At 37.4% G+C, this 21,003-nt stretch carries 18 protein-coding genes; 8 read left to right on the top strand and 10 right to left on the bottom strand.

Annotated features, from left to right (window positions below):
- The first annotated feature begins 262 nt into the window (after positions 1 to 262).
- From D8M06_RS05335 to D8M06_RS05325, 3 genes are all read left to right on the top strand, one after another.
- Positions 263 to 682, top strand: a complete 420-nt coding sequence (locus tag D8M06_RS05335) for a universal stress protein (RefSeq protein WP_121203331.1) — start codon at positions 263 to 265, stop codon at positions 680 to 682.
- A gap of 144 nt (positions 683 to 826) precedes the next feature.
- Positions 827 to 1,732: a DUF4349 domain-containing protein gene (locus tag D8M06_RS05330; protein ID WP_121203330.1), complete on the top strand. Its 906-nt coding sequence runs from the start codon at positions 827 to 829 to the stop codon at positions 1,730 to 1,732.
- A gap of 105 nt (positions 1,733 to 1,837) precedes the next feature.
- Positions 1,838 to 2,098 carry a hypothetical protein gene (locus D8M06_RS05325; RefSeq protein ID WP_121203328.1) on the top strand — a complete coding sequence of 87 codons (261 nt, stop codon included), beginning with the start codon at positions 1,838 to 1,840 and terminating at the stop codon, positions 2,096 to 2,098.
- 270 nt (positions 2,099 to 2,368) lie between these two features.
- On the opposite strand, the gene D8M06_RS05320 is transcribed toward D8M06_RS05325, so the two are convergent.
- From D8M06_RS05320 to D8M06_RS05305, 4 genes are all read right to left on the bottom strand, one after another.
- Positions 2,369 to 3,388, bottom strand: a complete 1,020-nt coding sequence (locus D8M06_RS05320; RefSeq protein ID WP_121203326.1) for an ABC transporter substrate-binding protein — start codon at positions 3,386 to 3,388, stop codon at positions 2,369 to 2,371.
- A gap of 154 nt (positions 3,389 to 3,542) precedes the next feature.
- Positions 3,543 to 4,301, bottom strand: a complete 759-nt coding sequence (locus tag D8M06_RS05315) for an ABC transporter permease (RefSeq protein WP_121203325.1) — start codon at positions 4,299 to 4,301, stop codon at positions 3,543 to 3,545.
- Positions 4,298 to 5,071 carry an ABC transporter ATP-binding protein gene (locus D8M06_RS05310; protein WP_194074615.1) on the bottom strand — a complete coding sequence of 258 codons (774 nt, stop codon included), beginning with the start codon at positions 5,069 to 5,071 and terminating at the stop codon, positions 4,298 to 4,300. Before D8M06_RS05310 ends, D8M06_RS05315 begins: the two co-directional genes overlap by 4 nt.
- Before the next feature lie 864 nt (positions 5,072 to 5,935).
- The gene (locus D8M06_RS05305) at positions 5,936 to 7,315 is read right to left on the bottom strand and encodes a tetratricopeptide repeat protein (RefSeq protein WP_121203318.1); all 1,380 of its coding nucleotides are present in this window, start codon (positions 7,313 to 7,315) and stop codon (positions 5,936 to 5,938) included.
- 148 nt (positions 7,316 to 7,463) lie between these two features.
- On the opposite strand from D8M06_RS05305, the gene mbcS reads away from it, so the two are divergent.
- The gene (mbcS, locus tag D8M06_RS05300; RefSeq protein ID WP_121203316.1) at positions 7,464 to 9,044 is read left to right on the top strand and encodes an acyl-CoA synthetase MbcS; all 1,581 of its coding nucleotides are present in this window, start codon (positions 7,464 to 7,466) and stop codon (positions 9,042 to 9,044) included.
- A gap of 261 nt (positions 9,045 to 9,305) precedes the next feature.
- Here mbcS and D8M06_RS05295 read toward each other — a convergent pair whose 3' ends face one another.
- A complete protein-coding gene (locus D8M06_RS05295) occupies positions 9,306 to 10,538 on the bottom strand; it encodes a peptidase U32 family protein (protein WP_121203315.1) in 1,233 nt (410 codons plus the stop codon).
- A gap of 13 nt (positions 10,539 to 10,551) precedes the next feature.
- Complete coding sequence (locus D8M06_RS05290; protein WP_121203314.1) at positions 10,552 to 11,472, bottom strand: peptidase U32 family protein; 921 nt, start codon at positions 11,470 to 11,472, stop codon at positions 10,552 to 10,554.
- A 357-nt stretch (positions 11,473 to 11,829) separates the two neighbouring features.
- On the opposite strand from D8M06_RS05290, the gene D8M06_RS05285 reads away from it, so the two are divergent.
- On the top strand, positions 11,830 to 12,156 hold the full coding sequence (locus D8M06_RS05285; protein WP_121203313.1) for a hypothetical protein: 327 nt from the start codon (positions 11,830 to 11,832) through the stop codon (positions 12,154 to 12,156).
- A 40-nt stretch (positions 12,157 to 12,196) separates the two neighbouring features.
- Here D8M06_RS05285 and D8M06_RS05280 read toward each other — a convergent pair whose 3' ends face one another.
- Together D8M06_RS05280 and D8M06_RS05275 are read right to left on the bottom strand one after the other, a co-directional pair.
- Positions 12,197 to 13,060: a YitT family protein gene (locus D8M06_RS05280; protein ID WP_121203312.1), complete on the bottom strand. Its 864-nt coding sequence runs from the start codon at positions 13,058 to 13,060 to the stop codon at positions 12,197 to 12,199.
- Between the two features lie 239 nt (positions 13,061 to 13,299).
- Positions 13,300 to 13,761: an SRPBCC family protein gene (locus tag D8M06_RS05275; protein WP_121203311.1), complete on the bottom strand. Its 462-nt coding sequence runs from the start codon at positions 13,759 to 13,761 to the stop codon at positions 13,300 to 13,302.
- A 792-nt stretch (positions 13,762 to 14,553) separates the two neighbouring features.
- On the opposite strand from D8M06_RS05275, the gene D8M06_RS05270 reads away from it, so the two are divergent.
- Complete coding sequence (locus tag D8M06_RS05270) at positions 14,554 to 14,751, top strand: alpha/beta-type small acid-soluble spore protein (RefSeq protein WP_121203310.1); 198 nt, start codon at positions 14,554 to 14,556, stop codon at positions 14,749 to 14,751.
- A gap of 82 nt (positions 14,752 to 14,833) precedes the next feature.
- Here D8M06_RS05270 and D8M06_RS05265 read toward each other — a convergent pair whose 3' ends face one another.
- Positions 14,834 to 15,925 carry a branched-chain amino acid aminotransferase gene (locus D8M06_RS05265; protein ID WP_121203309.1) on the bottom strand — a complete coding sequence of 364 codons (1,092 nt, stop codon included), beginning with the start codon at positions 15,923 to 15,925 and terminating at the stop codon, positions 14,834 to 14,836.
- A gap of 241 nt (positions 15,926 to 16,166) precedes the next feature.
- Between D8M06_RS05265 and D8M06_RS05260 the strand changes: the two genes are divergently transcribed.
- Positions 16,167 to 16,949, top strand: coding sequence for an HAD family hydrolase (locus D8M06_RS05260; protein WP_121203308.1), 783 nt, complete (start codon positions 16,167 to 16,169; stop codon positions 16,947 to 16,949).
- Positions 16,950 to 17,159: 210 nt separating this feature from the next.
- Here the strand turns inward: D8M06_RS05260 and serA are convergent, their stop codons facing one another.
- A complete protein-coding gene (serA, locus tag D8M06_RS05255) occupies positions 17,160 to 18,746 on the bottom strand; it encodes a phosphoglycerate dehydrogenase (RefSeq protein ID WP_121203307.1) in 1,587 nt (528 codons plus the stop codon).
- Positions 18,747 to 18,959: 213 nt separating this feature from the next.
- On the opposite strand from serA, the gene ilvD reads away from it, so the two are divergent.
- Positions 18,960 to 20,654 (top strand): dihydroxy-acid dehydratase, encoded by a 1,695-nt coding sequence (ilvD, locus tag D8M06_RS05250; RefSeq protein WP_121203306.1) that lies wholly within the window; start codon positions 18,960 to 18,962, stop codon positions 20,652 to 20,654.
- Positions 20,655 to 21,003: the final 349 nt, after the last annotated feature.

Raw genomic sequence — 21,003 nt, 5'->3', positions numbered from 1 at the left:
TATAAAAGGAAAGAGCTTGGAAATCCTCCAAGCTCTTTTTTACATAAGTAAATTCGACAAAAACTGAGGGGTGACAGGCACCTTATGATTTTCGCAATATGCAGACCTCATGCGATACCTGGAGTTTGGCGTTCGACAAAAACCGGGGAGTGACAGGCACTTCTAAGTTTATTATTTATTGGCATTAATATTACTGGTATAATGTGGAGTATAAAGATAAAGGAAACGTGTTCATTCAGTAAATAGATAGCGGGGGAATGTGATGTATCATAAAATTTTATTAGCAGCAGATGGATCGGAACATGCTAATCGTGCGGCGGAACATGCTATGGAGCTAGCCAAAATGAATGTAAATTCCCAAGTAGACATTGTATATGTAGTTGACCATGATAAAGTGAAATCGGATGTGCTGGCGAATTGGAATTCCGCTGATATGAGCGATAAACGTAAAGTTCAAATTAAAAAAATTGAACGTATGGCAAAAGCAGCAAACATTAAGTATGAAATAGTTTTTCTGCATGGAGAACCTGGACCTCAAATTGTTAGTCATGCCAATGATAATAAATTTGACGTAGTGGTGATCGGAAGTAGGGGACTCAACGGCCTGCAGGAATTTGTATTAGGAAGTGTCAGTCATAAGGTTGCAAAACGAGCAAATTGTCCGGTTATGATTGTAAAATAGTTTAAAATTTACAGGAAAAGCTATCAAATTAAATTTGGTGGCTTTTTTAGTTACATTCCTTTATCAACTATTTGATGTTCTTGTAACATTTCCCCTTGAAATCCGACTAAGTTTAAAATGGATTATTTATAGGGGGAGAGGTTGATGAAGAAATATTGGATATTATGGATTTTTTGTATTTTTGTATTACTTACAGCTTGCAGCAGCAATGAAGATAATATGGAATCCAGTGACTCCGCAGCAATAGAAGATTCTGTTTCTGTGGAAGAAAATTCACTAGCTGGAGATGGGGCTAGTGAAGCGCATGATGCCTCTGTAACGGAGAATCAAGAAAAAAGTAACAGTAAGGAGGTCAGTGCTTCTGATAGAAAGGTTATATATACGGCAAACATAGATGCGGAAGTGAAAAATCTAGAAAGCGCACTTCAATCCATTCAAACGAAAGCAGCAGAATATGATGGATATATTGTGGAATCGTCTATCAGTGGAGAAACAGAGGATAGAACTGCCAATGGCCACATTACGGCAAGAATTCCGCAAAGTCATTTTCAGGAATTTATGCTATTTGTGGAGGATGGAAGTACCAATGTTCTAGAAAGTTCAACAACAGGACAGGATGTAACAGAGGAATACATTGATCTGGAATCACGCTTGAAATCAAAGGTCATTGTAGAAGAACGATTACTATCCTTCATGGAACAAGCGGAGGAAACGGAGGATCTGTTAAATATATCCAATGATTTGGCACAATTGCAAGAGGAGATAGAGGAAATTACCGGGCGTATGAACTATCTGGAGAATAAAGCAGACTTAGCTACTGTCACAATCTATCTCCAGGAAAATGATGTAACGCTTGCTGGAATGAGTGAATCGGATTTGAATACCTGGGAAAAAACCAAACAGCAATTCTTAAAAAGTGTTAATTTCCTCATAAATGTATTATCCGGTCTTTTTGTTTTTCTTGTTGGGAATCTGCCAATCTTTATTCTTTTAGGTACTATAGGTATAATTATATACTTTATTCTTCGTAAAAGTAGGAAGAAAGAATAAGAGCCCTGAAGAAAAAACTAATAATCAGGCTTGAATTTTATAATTTAAGCCTGGTTATTTTTATATCCCAAAATGTAAGCGGTAGATAGTAAGGCGATGAAATATTTGAAAGAGAAAACGGGTGATATATCGCGAAAATCTATGATAAACAGAGATGTCCCCGTTTTCATTTCGTTTGTTTTCGTTTACATGATTAATGTTATCGATTTCATCGATTTTGTAAAAATTCCCCTTTTCTACCATAATAAACATATAGAAGAAAGGAGAGATAAAATGAAGAAACTTATTAAAGAATTCATTAAACAACCTTATGAATTGTATGTAGATGCCTACGAAAGACTATCAAAAGATCAACGTACTAAATAAACAGGAAAGAAGGAATACAAAATGAGAAAATTACTTCATTCATTTGAAAAACATATTGAAAAAAATGCAAAGTTTTATGAGAATGTCTTTAGGTTAAGATAATAAAATACAAATAAAGGGTGTATATAGGATGGTAACCACAAAAAATAAATACGAACGAATAAACCGATTCTACCAATAGATGAATAGAATCGGTTTTTAATTTGGTCGCTAACTGGCAAATAAAAAAAGCTTGCGAATAGTTTAGCTACCCGCAAACTTATTTTATGCTTATTTTGAAGCTACTTTAGATTCTAAGAAACTTGTGTTTACTAATCCTTCTAAGTTTGGCTCATCATTTAAAAATTCTAGTTCATAAGAGGACGTTGCAAATTCTTGTAATACATCGCCGTCCACTTCATAGGTGAAATTAATTCTATTCCATGCATTGTCAATGACGGATGCAGATAGCCCTTGGCCAGTAATTTCTTCAATTTTAGCACCAGCAATACTTTTTGCTTCTTCTGGATTTTCATTGATAAAATCGGTTGCTTTCTTATGACCGTCTACAATACTTTGAACGAGTTCAGGGTTATTCTCTGCAAGATCTTGAGAAGTGACAAATACAGCAGCTGGCAAAGTCTCTCCATAGGCAACATCAGGAGTGTCAATTAAAACTTTTCCACTTCCTTCTTCTTCTATTACAGATGCCCATGGTTCAGGAACTGTAGCTGCATCAATTTTACCAGAAACAAACATGCTATGGTAAGTTGCAGGTTCTCCAGTAACATGTTTCATTTCTCCACCTGTACGGTCGGAAGTCATGTCATATACTTCACTCATCAATGTTTCAAATTGTACATCATGAGTGCAACCAACACGTGGTGAAATAAATGTCTTTCCAACTAAATCTTCAGGCGTTTCAATTTCTGCATCATTTCTTGCCATAATAACTGTCCCACCTGTCGATCCTCCTGCAATCACATTGATTTTCGAGCCGCTTGTAAAGTGATTCATTGCTGGTCCTGGTCCAACAAGTCCGCCTTCAATTTCACCTGCTGCAAGAGCAGTCATAAAAGAAGAACCATCAGGAAAGTATTGATAATTTACCGTTGTTCCATCAGGAAATGTTTCAGAATACAAGTCTTTCTCTTCTGCAACCATCCCGGCAACATGGTTAATATTTGGGAAATATCCAATCGTAACTTCATCTGGAATACTTCCTTCAGCAGAGCTTTCCTCTTCACCGCTTCCGCAAGCAGCTAGCACCAAGCTTAAAGCAATAACCCCCAACAATAAAAACTTCCTCATTAATAAATCAACCCTTTCTATAATAATGGTAAAATAATTAACCCTTCGACAATTTCCGGGGAGTGCCAGGCACCACCCGAAATTTCCACACGCATTACAATCAATGAAGACCTAGGGATACCTGGTTCGACAAAATCCGGGAAGTAACAGGCACCTATTGTAGGCCCCATCTACGCATGACGGTTTTTTCTAGTTTGGAGAATACGAAGTGATCGACAAGTGCGCCGATGACTCCAATAATGATAATAATTCCGATAACCTGGTCCATTCGTGCGTAGTCTTGTGCATAGCTTAATGTGTAGCCCAACCCAGGCCCATTAGATAGTAGTTCACCAGCCATTAATGCACGCCAGCTGAATGCCCATGCTAGGCGAAGACCAGACATGAAATACGGTATACTTGCTGGGATTTCCACTCGATAAAATAGAGGAAATCCTTTGGTTCCCATTGTTCTTGCTGCTCGAGTCAGCTGTGGGGGAACATTATGGATGGCGGATCGAACGTTGAGTGCCATAACAAATGTACCACCAAGTACAATAACAAAGACAACGGCAAATTCAGTGAAACCAAATAACATGATTGCTAATGGAACCCATACAATACTTGGAATACTTTGCATGGCAATCAAATACATTCCAGCAGTCTCATCAGCTTGTTTGGACTTTCCAAAAATAACGCCAATAATGGTTCCAATGACGATTGCCAGTGATAAACCAGAAAATAAATGCTTGAAACTTGCTCCTAATGCAACGAAGAAATCGCCACCGGCAAACCCTTCATACAACGCAGTAAACACTTTGAAAGGGGAAGGGAAAATAATATCTTCAAAAATATTTAAGGTAAAAATAAGCTGCCATATGCCAATGACCACCACTAAAAATAAAATACGTTTGATAATTAAATTCCACTTCATTGATTCAACTCTTCCTTTAAGACTTTATTTATTTCCCCTTCAAGTAAGCTCATAATTTCCTTCTCCAGTTCAATTACTTCTAAATTACTTCTTTCCCTAGGTCTAGGAATATCTACGTTAATATCAGCAATGATACGACCTGGTCTAGTTCCCATTACTACGATGCGATCTGATAGTTTAATAGCTTCATTGATACTATGAGTGACAAACAGTATCGTTTTTTGTGTTTCTTGCCAAATCTTCATCAGTTCATCATGCATAATATGGCGAGTTTGTTCATCTAAGGCACCAAATGGTTCATCCATTAACAATACTTTTGGATCCATTGCCAGTGCTCGTGCTATAGCTACTCGTTGCTGCATTCCACCAGAGAGTTCAAAAATGTAATTCTCTTTAAATCTGCTTAATTGAACCATTTTCAAAAAGTGGTCAGCATGATCATTTGCCTCTTGTTTTGTCATCTTACCCTTCAGAGGAAAGGTTATATTGTCACGTACGTTTAGCCATGGAAAAAGGGAAGGCTGCTGAAATACCATTCCACGATCTGGCCCAGGAGTTTTAATTAGGCTCCCTTCTAGACTAATCGTACCTTCTGATGCTTCCTCAAGTCCTGCAACCATGGAAAGTAGTGTGGACTTCCCACATCCAGAGGGTCCAAGAATAGAAACGAATTGATTTTCTGTAATATCTAAGTCAATGTTGGAAAATACCTGAAACTGCTTCTCTTCTGTTGTAAAAGTTTTTCCAACTTGTTTTAGTTGTAGGAACAATAGAACCTCTCCTTCATTCATTATAATTCCTATGAAAATAGTTGGTTTAATATTCTATATTATACGTAGTTTGTGTTTGATGTGTCAATGGTTTTTATCAAAATTCCAAGTTATTTTATAGGTTTTAATAAAAGGGGGAGTTTATTTATAGAAGATACAGGATAAAAGTAAGACAAAAGTGTAAGAAAATCCAAGCTAAAAAAGTGAAGCTCGCAAAATCCGCTCCACTTTTTATGTTATATTTTGTTGGGCATTAGTTATGTTTTTGGAAATAAGTATTGTTTGTTATAGTTATTCGCATTCTATATAGAGTCCTGATATCTTTAATTCAGAATACTGCTCTGTCCCCGCTACGGAAATACACTACGCGCACCTTAGGGGAACTGGTGAGCCTCCTCCGTGCTGAAGATCGTGTGCGCCTCAGTCTTCCAGTAATGCTTCGAAGCGGGCTTTCTCAGTGCAAGGGACAAGGGAGATTATTCAAGTAGTTCCCTCACTACGTAGTCTCACCGATGCTCTTCTTCCCGCAGGACAAGGAACGCTTCGGCAGCAAAACATCGCACGCAGAAAAAAGTGGTCTTCTTTTTTCAAGGAGTCTCCGTGTATTTCCTCCGCTTAGTTCCTGCTCTACTTAATTTTTACTAGAAAAATTCATTATTCTAGGAGGACCAACTACCCTAAACGTAAAATTATGAAGTTTAGCTTTAAAAATATCTAGTGCATGTAATATAGCGAAGTATTCTGCCGGAGCGAATGACAGCAGAAAACATTCATAAGTGTAAGCGAGAGATAACTATTCTTAATTAAATAAATTAGAAGTTTCCATCAACTCCAACATAATAAAATGTCTGTCCCTACCCATTATCATTTATTCATTTGTACCATCAACTGCTGATATGCTTTAGCTTCATCCTTATTACCGATTTCGTTGTAAATTTTGGATAAGTAATTAACAGGTTTTGGGTCTTCTGGGTGTAATTCCATTTCCCATTTAAAGCAGTCAATCGATTTTTCCCATTGATGAAAATCAAGATACATTTCACCAAGAGCAAATTGCCTATCTGGGTCATTCGCAAGTTGTTTCATTTTTATAACTTTCTTTTCAATAGGGAGGTGAAGATGAGCATCTCGGAATGGTTGAAACCAATTAATGATGTCGGTTAATTCGAAAGTGTCTAAAGCTGCCGAAACAAAAGGTTTTACCAAACGTTCTAGGGTTTTGCTGTTTTGTCCTGATAAAGCTAACAATCTTTTGTTGGCCTGTTTAAAGTTGGCAATAAGGACTTCGTCTTCGGTTTGCTCGATTTGTTTTATAATGATAGGAAGTTGTTCGGGAGTTGGTTCAAATTTGCTTGTAAGCAGGAATTCGGTAACATTATTTGATAATCCGCTTTCCAGTAAAAGCGAAAGCAGTTTTTTCTCTACTATTTCTGCATGGTCTGCTTTAATCAAATTAGTTAAAATACCAATTTGAACATCAAATGGTAATTCATTCAACAATGTTTCAAGATTTTGATAATTCTCCTCTGTGAAGGAGTGTTTCAGAAGGTCAATTCGAACGGCTATCTCATCAAAAACGCGATTTTGATCTTTATAGAGTGAAAATAATCGTTCAGCTGTGTCCTTGTTATTACGATTTTCAAAACAAATCAATTCGGCATAGTTTGGGTCATTTTCAAGAATAGTTTCTAACTCTTTATACTGTTTTTCATAACGCTGGAATTCTATATTGTGAATCATATCAAAAACAAATTTATCTTTTGGATTATAGTTGGAATAGTATTTTAAAGCTTGGTAGGCGGAAAAGTCTTGACCGTTTCTTCGGAAGTCATAAAACGTATTTTTAAATAAATTTTTACTTGAGCCTGGTTTCGTGAAGGAATTGAAGAATAAGAAGACAAAGGCTATCTCTTTTTTAGTGTAGGATTTCGGTAAGGTTTTAATGAGTTGATTAAACTTGATAAAATGAAAAGATTGTTCACTTTGAATTAATTGATTGACTAATGGGTGTGTGCCATCAAAATGAATGCCATTCTTAAATGCTTGATGGATATAGGAGTGGAGGCGTATTTTATTAGCTTTTACTCCATTTATGAAATTATTTTTGTAATAGATAATATAGTAGAAATTAGCATGTGGATCTGTCGATTCAATAATTTTAGTCTGTTTATATAGGACAAGTTTTACTGGAGTTAAGGTGAGCTGTTTTTTATTTGCTTTTGCCTGAAATTGATTTTTATTCATCTTCATTCCTCCCTTATCTTAATTTAATCATAACATAGATTGTTTGTAGAAAATATACAGACGATGCACCCCTTTCTAATTTTTTTATTATCTGTTATAATTACTAGAAATTAGTATCTAGTGCTAAAAAATGTTAGGAGATGTAATAATGAATCAGTCAAGTTTAATAGCTCCTGAGAATTATAATATTGTTATGGAATTTGAGAAATATGCTGAGGAACCTAATCGAAAAGCGTTAATAGTAGAAGATGATAAAGGAAATCAAAATGAAATTACGTATAGAAACTTAATTCGAAATGCTAATAAAATTGGTAATATCTTATTAGAACATGGTATTAAAAAAGGGGATAAGCTTTTGGTAATGATGCCCCGGTCCATCGAAACCTATGAGGTATATATCGCAGCATTGAAAACGGGAATTATCATCATACCTTGTTCGGAAATGTTTCGGACGAAAGATTTACAATACCGAATTACTCATGGAGAAGTACGTGGCGTTGTTAGCTATGCAGCATTTACACCGCAATTTAATGATATCGATCAATACGAAGAGTTAGTCAAATTTTCAGTTGGGGGTAAGAAAGAGGACTGGAATGAATTAGAACGAATAAAAGAGACGGCCTCTGAAGAACTGGAGATTGTACACACGACAAGTGAAGACCTCGCTTTCTTGCCATATACGTCAGGTACCACCGGTAATCCAAAGGCTGTGATGCATACCCATGCTTGGGGTTATGCCCATATGAGAACTGCCCCAGCTAATTGGCTAGCTATCAATGAAGGAGATAAGGTTTGGGCAACTGCTGCTCCAGGTTGGCAGAAATGGGTGTGGAGTCCATTTTTATCTGTTTTAGGCTCTGGTGCGACTGGTTTTGTTTACAATGGGAAATTTGAACCAAAAAAATATATGAGTTTACTAGAAAAATATGGTATAAATGTATTCTGCTGCACTCCGACAGAATACCGTTTGATGGCGAAACTAGATAATCTAGCAGACTATCAACTGCCATCTTTACACAGTGCGGTTTCTGCCGGAGAACCATTAAATCGGGAAGTAATTGATCAGTTTGAAAAATATTTTGGTGTGACTGTCCGCGATGGATATGGTCAAACTGAAAATACGTTGTTATTAGGATTTTTAAAAGGAATGAAGGTAAAACCAGGTTCAATGGGAAAACCAACACCTGGAAACAATGTGCAGCTAATTGATGAAGATTGTAACCCAGTACCAGTTGGTGAAGTAGGGGATATTGCTGTTCCACTTGATACACCCGCATTATTTAAGGCTTATTATAAAGATGAAGAACGCACGAAAAAATCTTGCCGAGGGGACTTTTATATTACTGGAGACCAAGCCAAAATAGATGAAGAAGGTTATTTCTGGTTTGAAGGTAGAAACGACGACATCATTGTCAGCTCCGGCTATACAATTGGGCCATTTGAAGTAGAAGATGCATTAGTAAAGCATCCTGCCGTGAAGGAATGTGCGGTAGTTGCCAGTCCAGATGAAGTAAGAGGGAATGTGGTAAAAGCATTTGTTGTTCTTCAGGATCACGTTGATAGTAGTGAAACTGGGCTCGTGAAAGAACTGCAAAATCACGCAAAACAATTAACAGCACCATATAAGTATCCAAGAAAAATCGAATTTATAAACGAATTGCCAAAAACGAGTTCCGGCAAAACCCGCCGTGTGGAATTGCGCCAACGGGAAAAAACGATAGCAAAATAAGTGACAAAGCCCACCTCTTAGAATAACAGGTTCAGTAATGGGAGAGAAGGTTGTAAATATCACACCTAAATAGGAGTACAAAGCATAATGTTTTGTACTCCTATTTTTATTGTTATGACAGGTGAGTCTATGGAGAGCGATAGCTCGGAGTAGGCTCAGCAGCGCTCGCAGAAAGCGTCGTGTATTTCCGTAGCGGTACATGTAAACTACAAAATCAAGAAAACCAGTAGATACTCATCCATCTACTGGTCTATTTTATATTTATTTACGTTTACGCATCATGTCCATCGGTTTTACTGGATAAGCAACTTTCATTTTTACTTGCATTAAAGCATGTGGAGCACGTTCAATTGGGTTTCCGTCTTCATCCCATAGTGCATCAATGGTTTGATTTACGTGTGTATAGTCAGGTCCGTAAAATTCAATTTCATCACCTATGCCAAAGTTATTACGCTGCTGAATGGTAGCCATTTGCGTCTCAGCATCATAATCAAGAACTTGACCAATAAAAGTATACGCGGGAATTTTACGTTTCTTCCCAAATAATTGTTCATTTTCTGTTGGCATGCCATAATAAAATCCACTTGCCAATTCACGTTGAGCTACTTTCCATAGTTCATCTTCCCATTCTTGTTTAAACTCATAGTTATCAGGATCCGCACAATAAGCATCAATTGCTTGTCGATAGACGCTGGAAACAGTAGATACATAATGGATTGATTTCATTCTGCCTTCTATTTTCAAGCTGTCAATTCCGTTTTCCACAAGATCCGGGATATAGCGAATCATGGACATATCTACTGCACTCATAGAAAAGGCTTCTTCTGGATCACCCCCGAGTAGAGAATTTCTTTCCTCGGGGATATCCATGTCGAATAATCCATACTTCCAGCGGCAGGATTGTGAACACCCGCCACGATTTGCATCGCGATTGGACATGTGATTGGAAAGTACACATCTTCCGGAATAGGAGATGCACATGGCACCATGGATAAAGGCCTCTATCTCAACATCCGTTTTTTGTCGCATTTCTTTTATTTCATCCATGCTAACTTCTCGTGCTAAGACAACGCGTTCTAGTCCTTCATCTTTCCAAAAGTTCAATGTTTCATAATTCGTTGCGGAAGCTTGTGTAGATAAATGAATTGGTAATCCAGGTGCTTCCATGGCACAAATTTCTATTAAAGCTGGATCAGAGACAATAACTGCATGTATGCCAATGTCCCGTAATGTTCGGAAAAAGTCTCCCGCACCTTCTGCATCCCCTTCATGCGTAACCATATTAGCTGCTACATAAACTTTAGCATGATGCTGATTAGCGAACTCGACACCTTCCCGCATTTCGTCATATGTGAAATTTCCTGCTCTATTTCTTAGTCCGTATGCATTTCCGCCAATATAAACAGCGTCAGCACCGTAAGTAATGGCTATTTTTAATTTTTCTAATGTTCCAGCTGGGGCTAGAACTTCTGGTTTTTGTGTAATTGTTCTCATTGTATTCCCCTTCTTACTGTATTTCACTTGGGTCTTTCGCATAGAATCCTTTATCTAACCCACGTTCATTGGGATGGAAATTGATTAATTGGTGACTTAGTTTTTCTTCTATGGAATTCGACCAATTACCTGATTCCAATGCTAATTTTGCCTGAACAAAAAGTTTCGCAATAGAAACAAAGTCTTCCCCTCTCGTAAAGATCCCATCGAGTTTCCACTGTTTTAGTCCTATATCGTGAAGCTTATTTAATTCTGCTAAAAGATTGATGTCATTCGTTGCAAAAACATGAGTGCCATTTCGATCTTCGTAAATGGAATAGTGTGTTTCTTTATTTTTGGGTTCGGATATAAATAATCCTCGTTCTTTGCTAGACGCTTCACTACTATCAACAAAATTAAAGTAATTCTCTACTAATGGACGTTTTGACTGATGAATACATGTTGCACCATATACTAATACTTCTGCTGGTACGATGAGCTGAGGGGCCATTTCGACTAACTCAGGATATGTGATTTCTCGTGCAAGTACAGCACCTGCTGCACCTCTTTTTGCCCAAAAATTGATTTGATTGGCACTGGTAACCAGTGTTTGAGCATCATAGATAAACGGCAAGGTAATGTTATTTTTCTTCATCACGTGTAAGACACCGGGATCACCAACAGTAATGGAATCTACTCCAATATCCTGTAGAAATTGTAAGTATGGTACTACCGTGGCGATACGATCATTGTGCATAATTGCATTAACAGCCACACGCACCTGTTTACCATGTTCATGAGCTAAACAAGTAAGTTCTTTTAATTGCTCTCTTGAAAAAGAGGTGGGAAGACGTAGCCCAAATTCATCTTCTCCGATGTATAAAATGTCAATGCCTGCCTGAAGTAGTGATTCCGCTTGTGACGCGGATTCAGCAGTTGTTATTAGTTCAATCATTCACAAAAACTCCTTAAGTTCTGAATTCAAAAAGGATGATTATTACACCTTTTGTGAATTCTTCTAAATGTACTAGAGAAATCTTATCACATAAAAGCTGTATTAAATTCGATATTTTTGTGACAATTTATTATTTTGTGACAATTAATACCATTATTAACGTGTAAATAGTAATAATCAGTGGTTCATCTATCCAATAAAAAATAGTGTTTTTTTTGTTGGAGTGTGTATAATTTAGTTGTTTATTTGTCATATTAAGTAGAGTATAAGTTGTACATTAAGTAGAATGTGTCATTCTACTATTATGTAGTAAAGGTGACAAACGTAGAAAATAATCAATTAACTGGTGGTGATAGGATGAAGAAATTTCTTGTCTTTTTTACATCCCTAATGTTTTTGTTGATGGTAGTGATATCCATCGACTCACTTGCTGCAGAAAACAGTGATGTAATAGGTATGGATGATGACTTGGATCATAACTGGGTTGAATATAGTGTTGATTACAATGAAGTTGATGGTGGAACGCATGAATATACATACTGGAAAAATTTTATAAAACGAACTCGTACCTGCCATAAGACACATGTTATCCAAACAGTGGTCTATTATTGTGATGTACACGATCATACAAAGTCAGAAACATTTTTGGATGACACCATTCACAGTCACCAACATGGAGAATAGAAAAAATGCTCATTCTTAGATGAATGAGCATTTTTTTCTTCTATAATTTCTGTCCATAATATTTGTCAAGTGAGAACCCGCGTCCCATTATCTCTGATGCATCGATGAAGATAACAAAGGTAGTGGGTGCCTCTTTTTGTAAGAGTTTTTTCAAATGAACAGCTTCTTGCTGTTGGGTGACACAAAGTATCATTGTTTTGTCCTGATTCGTATAACCGCCAATTGATCGAACTTTAGTTAACCCTCTGTCAAGCTGTTTTTGAATAAGGGATTGGATTTTTTCTTCTTCCTCGGTAATGATTAAAATCAGCTTAGTAGTAGAGGTTCGTAATTGTACAAAATCTATGGCTTTTCCAGAAATGTAAATGGCCATAAGTGCATATAGTGTTAATTCCAGGTTGAAAACAATAATAGAAAAAATTACTACTACTCCATCTACAATGAATTGGGAGTAGCCACTGGAGATACCAGTAAATTTCTTAACAATTTGAGCAATTGCTGCCGTTCCTCCGGTTGAACCATTTCCTTTATAGACAATTCCTAGCCCTATACCTAACATAATGCCGCCATACAGAGCTCCTAAAAATGGATTGGTTATCGTGAAAGGAATGTCTTCGCTTAGGAAAATAGCAAATGGTACCCAAAATGTACCTACCAAAGTTTTCCAACTAAAATCTTTTCCAAGGGCTATCCAGCCAATAACAAAGATAGGTATGTTAATTACAAGTTGAACGAGAGATGGACTGAGTTGGTACAATTCAAAAAGAATGGTACTAATACCTGAAATTCCACCTGCAGCGAGTCTTGCTGGTAAGAAAAATATATTATAAGCTAATGCCACGATTGTAGCACCAATTATAATAAAAAGATATTCGGTTAACGTATTTTTCTTGGTGATTTTCATATGTGATTGGATTCCTTCCTGCTAAAAGTGCTAATAAATACTTTAACACTTAGAGGGAAGGGAGTAAACTGCAATCTGAATGATGGGAATGGAAAAGAGGCTGGAACGTAAGAAGTTTAATTGTAAAAAGTACGAACCCTGAGCAAACAACCACTCCGGTAATTTACACGATTTAATTTTGGGTTCTCGTCTTTTGAATAAACTTTTTTATTATGATTATGTCTCAGCCTCAATCACACTTATATAGTGGCGCGAACTGTGTCACGTTCGACAATTTTTGCTGCCACTTTCTCTGTAAAGTCTTTTCCAACTTTAGGTACGAATGTTTTTAATACAGGATTAATCATGGTTCCCATCATGCCTTTTACCGTAACGTTCAGGCATCCGGTCATTTTTGTTTTCGATTTAGAGACGGCTTTTGCCTTAAAGTACCCATTTCCTTTGCAGGTGTCATTTGAACTGGTTACATGGAAAACAACTGTTTCTGGTTCAATCCATTCTGTTATACGGATTTTAAGGGTAATTGTTTTTTGCATGACGCCAATATCACCATGTATCTTCCAAATAGAATTTCTTTCGTCTATAATCTTGTGATCCACATACCCAGGCACTAAAGGTGCCCAGTTATTCATATTGCTTACAAAATCCCAAATCGTTGATATTGGAGTCTCCAGCTCAACCTGATGAACGCCTTTTGCCACTTGTACAATCCCCCTATGTAAATTTATTTTTTAAAAGAATACTTTCGAAAAGATTGTTTTTTTTGTATTGTTGTAGTTGATAGAAACATCTGATTTATTTAATTCAGAATAGTTCTCTGCTTTACAGCCGCTACGGAAATACACTACGCTTTCCGCGGGGAGCTGGTGAACCTCCTTCGTGCTGTCTCACTACGTAGTCTCACCGATGCTCTTCTTCCCGCAAGACAAGGAACGCTTTGGCAGGGTTACATCGCACGCAGAAAAAAGTGGTCTTCTTTTTTCAAGGAGACTTCGTGTATTTCCTGCGCTAGTTGGATGCTTCTAGTTTCTTACTTGTTATTATGCTATTCGAATAAGTCTGTTACACAAACAAGCAGGTTGATTGGAGCGGAGGGCAGTCGACTCCTGCGGGAGGATAGGCCTAGATGAGACCCCGCAGTGCGATAGCACGAGGAGGCTCATCAGCCGCCCGCGGAAAGCGACTGCCCGGAGCGGAAATCAACAAAGCACTAAATTAGATACTTATTCTTATTTTAAGAAATTAGCTGTCTATACAAAATCCAAAATAAAATAATGCTGAAAATCAACAATCTTCCCGATAAGTAACCGCAGTTCCTATTACCAATAAATGGCTTTTCATAAAACCAAAACATTGATAGTATATGGCCAATTAACTTGCTTTAGAACCATAAATAAAAGAAAGAGTTGGCATAGTGAATAAATATTTCTTTAAGTTAAATGATACATATGAACAGATATATTCTGTTCAATACCCCCGAGGAGTGATTCTTGATGGCAGGTAGCAGAAATAAACTGTTAGTTCCTGGTGCTGATAGTGCGTTGAATAGCATGAAAGAAGAGATCGCTAATGAATTCAATGTCGAGCTTGGAGCAGATACTACTGCACGTGAGAATGGTTCGGTGGGTGGCGAGATGGTCAAACGAATGATTCAAATCGCCGAACAAAGTATGTCAGATCAAAACAAATAGCTTTTAAAAGGATGGTCTACTTTTAGTAGCCGTTCGAGAAAAATTCCCTGAAGCTCATAAGCGCTTCAGGGAATTTCCACTTTTATTTCACTTCAGTCTTTTTTCCGACTTTTACCACCCAATTAAACGGATCTTTTATTTTTCCATACTGGATTCCAGTGATGGTATCGTAGATTTTCTTCGATAGTTCACCTGTTTTGCCTTCGTTGATATTTAAGTGATTACCATCCCAATACAGTTCCCCAATTGGAGAGATAACAGCTGCCGTACCAGAACCGAATGCTTCTTCCAGTGTGCCATCTTGATGTGCTTCATACAGTTCCTGCATGGAGACTCTCCGTTCTGTAACTGAGATATCCCAATGTCTTAGCAATTCAAGTACAGAATCCCTAGTAATACCAGCTAGAATACTGCCGTTAAGAGCTGGGGTGACAACCTCGCCATTAATTTTAAAGAAGACATTCATACTGCCGACTTCTTCAATATATTTTTTTTCTAGGCCGTCTAGCCATAAAACTTGGGAATACCCTTCTTTTTCTACAATTTCCTGTGCTTTTAAGCTGGAAGCATAGTTACCGCCCGTTTTAGCTTCTCCTGTACCACCTTTAACCGCACGAACATATTTATTTTCTACTGCAATTTTCACCGGATTTATGCCTTCTTTGTAATAGGAACCTACTGGTGACATAATAATAATAAATTTATAATGACCGGATGGTGCTACACCAAGATATGGTTCATTAGAAATAATAAATGGACGGATATAAAGGGACGTTCCTTCTGCATCTGGAACCCATTCTTTATCCAGTTCTACTAGTTGTTTAATTGCTTCTAATCCGAATTCCTCATCAATCGGTGGAATGACGAGACGCTCATTTGAATGATTCAAACGCTGTAAATTTTTCTCGGGTCTAAACAATTGAATGTCTCCATCTTGTGTTCGAAATGCTTTTAATCCCTCGAATACAGATTGACCATAGTGAAAAATCATCGCAGCTGGATCTATAGAAAGATTCTGATAAGGAATGATACTTGGATTGTGCCATCCCAACCCTGATGAATAGTCCATTACGAACATATGGTCTGTAAAACTTCTTCCAAACACTAACTCACTTGAATCCGGTTTGTTTTTTCTTGATTGACTTTCTTCCACGCGAATTGACTGATTTACCATTTATATTATCTCCTTGCATAAAAGATTTCTATTAATCATAAATTAAATTTTTTATTTAAGCAAGACTAAATTTTGAAATTTTTCCCTCAGATTGCAATTTTATGTGAATGCCAATAAGTTTAGATGTGAAAAAATTACAAAAAAGAAACCTGGTCGTACTTGTCAATCAAAGATGTTTCGCTTATGTTAGATTTAGAATTGGTAATCTTTTAAAGAAAGTAGAAAAACTGGAGGAATACAGATGGGGAAATTAAAAGCAGTATTTTTTGATTTGGATGATACTTTATTATGGGATGAAGAAAGCGTAAGACAAGCATTTAAAATGACTTGTGAATTAGCAAGAGAAAAATATAGCGTAGAATCGTCTTTATTAGAGAAAGCCGTGCGTAATAAAGCTAGAGAACTGTATGAAAGTTATGAAGTATATCCTTTTACAAAAATGATTGGCATCAATCCTTTTGAGGGGTTATGGGGAAAGTTTGAAGATGAAGGGGAAGACTTTGAAAAATTAAAAGAAATTGCGCCAGTTTATCAAAAGCAAGCTTGGACACTTGGCTTAAAAGAATTAGGTATAGATGATCCTAGTTTTGGGGAGGAACTTTCGAAGGCATTTCCGGAGAATCGCAAAAAAGTTCCATACCTGTATGAAGATAGTTTGAGGGTACTAGATCACTTACATGGAAAATATAAATTATTACTACTCACCAATGGTTCTCCGCAATTACAAAATATAAAATTGACGATTACTCCAGAGCTCAGGCCTTATTTTGATGAAATCGTAATTTCTGGAGCATACGGTAGAGGAAAACCAGATTCAAGTATTTTTGAACATGCATTGCATTTGCTTGGTGTATCAGCTGATGAAGTATTAATGGTAGGGGATAATCTGAATACCGATATCTTAGGTGCAAACCGCACAGGAATTCGTTCTGTTTGGATTAATCGAAAAGGAATTGAAGCTGAAGAGGTACGTCCAACATATGAAGTATCAGGGCTTTTAGAAGTATTGGATATAATTGAGTAGTTAGAGATAGAGTGAGTACACAGCAGGAAGTTGTGTACTTTTTCTTTGGAGGTATGGTGGTAGTCACGAGTTTTTTATTTAGTGATTTGGATACCGTCGAAAATGGGAAAGTTACCAATGGAGAATATATAACAAACAAGGACAGGATCCCAACAATATAAAAAAGGAACCAGCTCATCAACAAGCCGGTTTCCATCAAACAAACTCCATTTACAAATCTATTGCTACCACTTCTTTGATGACTTCTAGTTCATCTAAGTCCTTGAGTGCAGGATCATCGAGATGTCGGTCTATGGTGAGAATCATTATTGCTTTCCCGCCTACATCGGAGCGATCTACTTGCATGGTTGCGATGTTAATATCATGCTCTGCTAAAAGGCTTCCCAAGCGACCGATAACCCCTGGTTGGTCGGTGTGTTCAATAACAACCATATGGCCTTCTGGTCTAACGTCCACACTATAATCATCTACATTCACAATTCGAGCACCCATACCGTTTAATAAGGTTCCTGATACTTTTCTAACTTGAGATTTCGTTTTCATCTCAACCGTTATCAGGTTGGTGAACCCTTTTGCGGTAGATGTTTTATTCTCATTGACGATAATGCCTTTTCTTTCCGCAAGATAAAGAGCATTCACATCATTGACATGCATACCTAGGTGTCGTTTTAAGATTCCTTTCACCGTGTTTCTCGTAATAGGAGCCACTTCCATATCGTATAGTTCACCAGCATATGAAATATGAATCTCTTGGGCTACTTCATCTACTAGATCAATAAGAAAAGATCCAAGTTTTTCAGCTAAATGAAAATATGGCTCGACTTTCTTCATGACATCTTTAGAAAGAGAAGGCAAGTTAACGGGATTTCTTACAGTATCTCCGTTTAAGTATCGAAGGACGTCCTCGCTAACATCCACTGCAACAATTTCCTGAGCTTCCAATGTGCTGGCACCGAGATGTGGTGTGGCAACAACTTCTGGCAGTTCCAATAGTTTATGGTCCATAAATGGTTCCTCTTCAAAAACATCTAATGCTGCCCCAGCTACTTTATTAGACACAATTGCATCATAGAGGGCATCCTCGTCAATAATTCCACCTCTCGCACAGTTAATGATATATACGCCATCTTTCATCATTTCAAAAGCCTTCCCATTGATCATATGTCTTGTTTCTTTTAGCAGCGGCGTGTGTACCGTAATAAAGTCTGCTTGCTGGATGACTTCTTCCAAGGTACCATAACCGATGCCCATTTTTTCAGCTTTTTCTTCTGTGAAGAAAGGATCATAGGCTACCACATTCATTCGCTGTCCTTTCGCTCTAGTAGCAACTTCTGTACCAATTCTTCCAAGTCCGACAATTCCTAACGTCTTATCACGAAGCTCGACCCCAACATATTTTTTTCGGTCCCATTGATGATTCTTTAAAGAAAGATAGGCTTGTGGAATGTTTCTTGATAAAGACATGAGCATGGCCATCGTATGTTCTGCAGCAGAGTTCGTATTCCCATTTGGAGCGTTAACAACAATGACGCCATGTTCTGTGGCAGCGTCCAAGTCAATATTATCTACGCCGACACCAGCTCGACCAATAATTTTGAGATTTTTCCCTTTGCTAATAACCGAACGGGTTACCTGTGTACTGCTGCGAACGAGTAATGCATCAAATTCACTAATTCGCTCTTCCAATTCTTCAGGAGATAAATTTGTCTCCATCACAACATGTACATTTTCTGCTTCACGTAATGGTTGTATTCCGTCTTCACTCAATGGATCACTAATCAAAATATTGAAACTCATGAATGGATGAACCTCCTGAAAAAGTTATTCTTATTTATGGTTAATATAGCAGTATTATAGCTTTTGTCAATATAATTACATTAAGTTTCTTAAGATTATAAAATATTTAAAAAATCGTCAATTTATAACATGACATTTATCCGATTTGAAAAAATTCATTGAACAATTAGATAAATAAGCATATAATGATTCGAAAGAAAGGTAGGGGTATGAATGTCAACTGATGTAAAAACAAAAGATTTACGTATCAAGAGTAAAGTGTTCTCAGAAGGATCAACCAAGGCACCAAACCGTGCAATGCTTCGGGCTGTAGGTATAACGGATGAGGATTTCACGAAACCAATGATTGGTATTGCAAGTACGTGGGCAGAAGTAACACCATGTAACATTCATCTGAATGACTTAGCTGCACAAGCGAAAAACGGTGCACGACAAGCAGGAGGAGTTCCACTGCAGTTTAATACAATCACCGTATCTGATGGAATATCAATGGGTACTCAGGGAATGCGTTATTCCTTACCAAGTCGTGACTTAATTGCTGATTCTATCGAGACTGTTGTTGGTGCAGAGAATTTGGACGGGCTTGTTGCGATTGGTGCATGTGATAAAAACATTCCTGGGTGTGCGATTGCCATTGCTAATGCAAATGTTCCAGCAGTGTTTGTTTATGGAGGTACTATTTCTCCAGGACGTCATCGAGGAAAAGATATTGATTTAGTATCTGTTTTTGAAGGTGTGGGTAAGCATAACAACGGAGATATTGATGATAAAGAATTAAATGCAATTGAATGTAGTGCATGTCCTGGTGCAGGTGCTTGTGGCGGTATGTATACAGCTAATACGATGGCATCTGCAATGGAAGCAATGGGAATGAGTTTACCTGGAAGTTCTTCTAATCCAGCAGAATCCTCAGAAAAAGCTGCGGATTGTGTTGAAGCAGGTGAAGCAGTGTATAGCTTATTGGAAAAAGGTATCTATCCAAAAGATATTATGACAAAGAAAGCCTTTGAAAATGCTATTACTGTTGTTATGGCCCTAGGTGGGTCCACCAATGCTATTTTACACTTACTAGCCATTGCGCATGCGGCAGAAGTAGATTTAACAATGGATGATTTTAATCGATTGCAGGAAAAAGTTCCACATTTAGCTGATTTGAAACCAAGCGGTCGTTATGTGATGCAAGATTTACATCATGCTGGTGGGGTACAAGCAGTCATGAAACTTCTTTACGATGCGGGATATTTGCACGGGGATTGCTTAACGGTAACTGGTAAAACCGTTGCAGAAAATCTTGCAGATGCACCAAACCTAGTGGAAGACCAACAAGTGATCATGCCGTTTGAAAATCCAAAACGAGCAGACGGTCCACTTATCGTCTTAAAAGGTAACCTATCTCCAACTGGTGCTGTAGCAAAAGTTTCTGGAGTAAAAGTAAAACGACATACAGGTCCAGCTCGTGTATTTGATAATGAAAAAGAAGCTACAGAAGCGGTGTTAAATAATGAAATCAAAGAAGGTGACGTACTAGTCATCCGTTATGTGGGACCAAAAGGTGGACCTGGTATGCCTGAAATGCTTTCTATCTCCAGCTTACTTGTTGGGAAGGGACTAGGTGAGAAAGTGGCGCTTTTAACAGATGGACGATTTTCTGGTGGGACCCATGGATTAGTTGTTGGCCATATCGCACCAGAAGCGCAGGACGGCGGTCCAATTGCATTCTTGCAAGAAGGCGATTTAGTAACTGTTGATTCAGATAAAAAGGAGATTTCTTTTGATGTAACAGAAGAAGAACTCGAAGCCCGTAAAAAAGACTGGGTTGCCCCTCCTTTATATAAAAAAGGTATTCTAGGTAAATATGCACATACGGTTTCCTGTTCTTCAAAAGGAGCAGTAACTGATTTTCTATAAAGTGTACGGTAAAAAAATTTATACGTATCACCAACCGATATATTGCATATCATAACAAAAGTTGAACCGCTCCAACAAATAGAGTTGGGGCGGTTTTATTAAATTATAAATAAATTTTATAAAAAATTATTTTTTCAGAAAAGCCAATAATCGGGCGATGAAAACGCATTCAATATATTGCATATGTTAAATGGCAGAAAAATTTTGGTAATACCTATTGACCTTAAAGCAAAAACGTTATATTATTACTTTCAATATCAGAAATTTAAAATGTTTCCCATTAATAAATGGATTCCTAAAAAAATGATTAGTAGATTTTTTAACATATTATTTAACTCGATGACGGGAC

This window comes from Oceanobacillus halophilus, assembly GCF_003628505.1.
Lineage (GTDB): Bacteria > Bacillota > Bacilli > Bacillales > Amphibacillaceae > Oceanobacillus > Oceanobacillus halophilus.
This window is presented reverse-complemented; position numbering and strand designations above follow the sequence as displayed.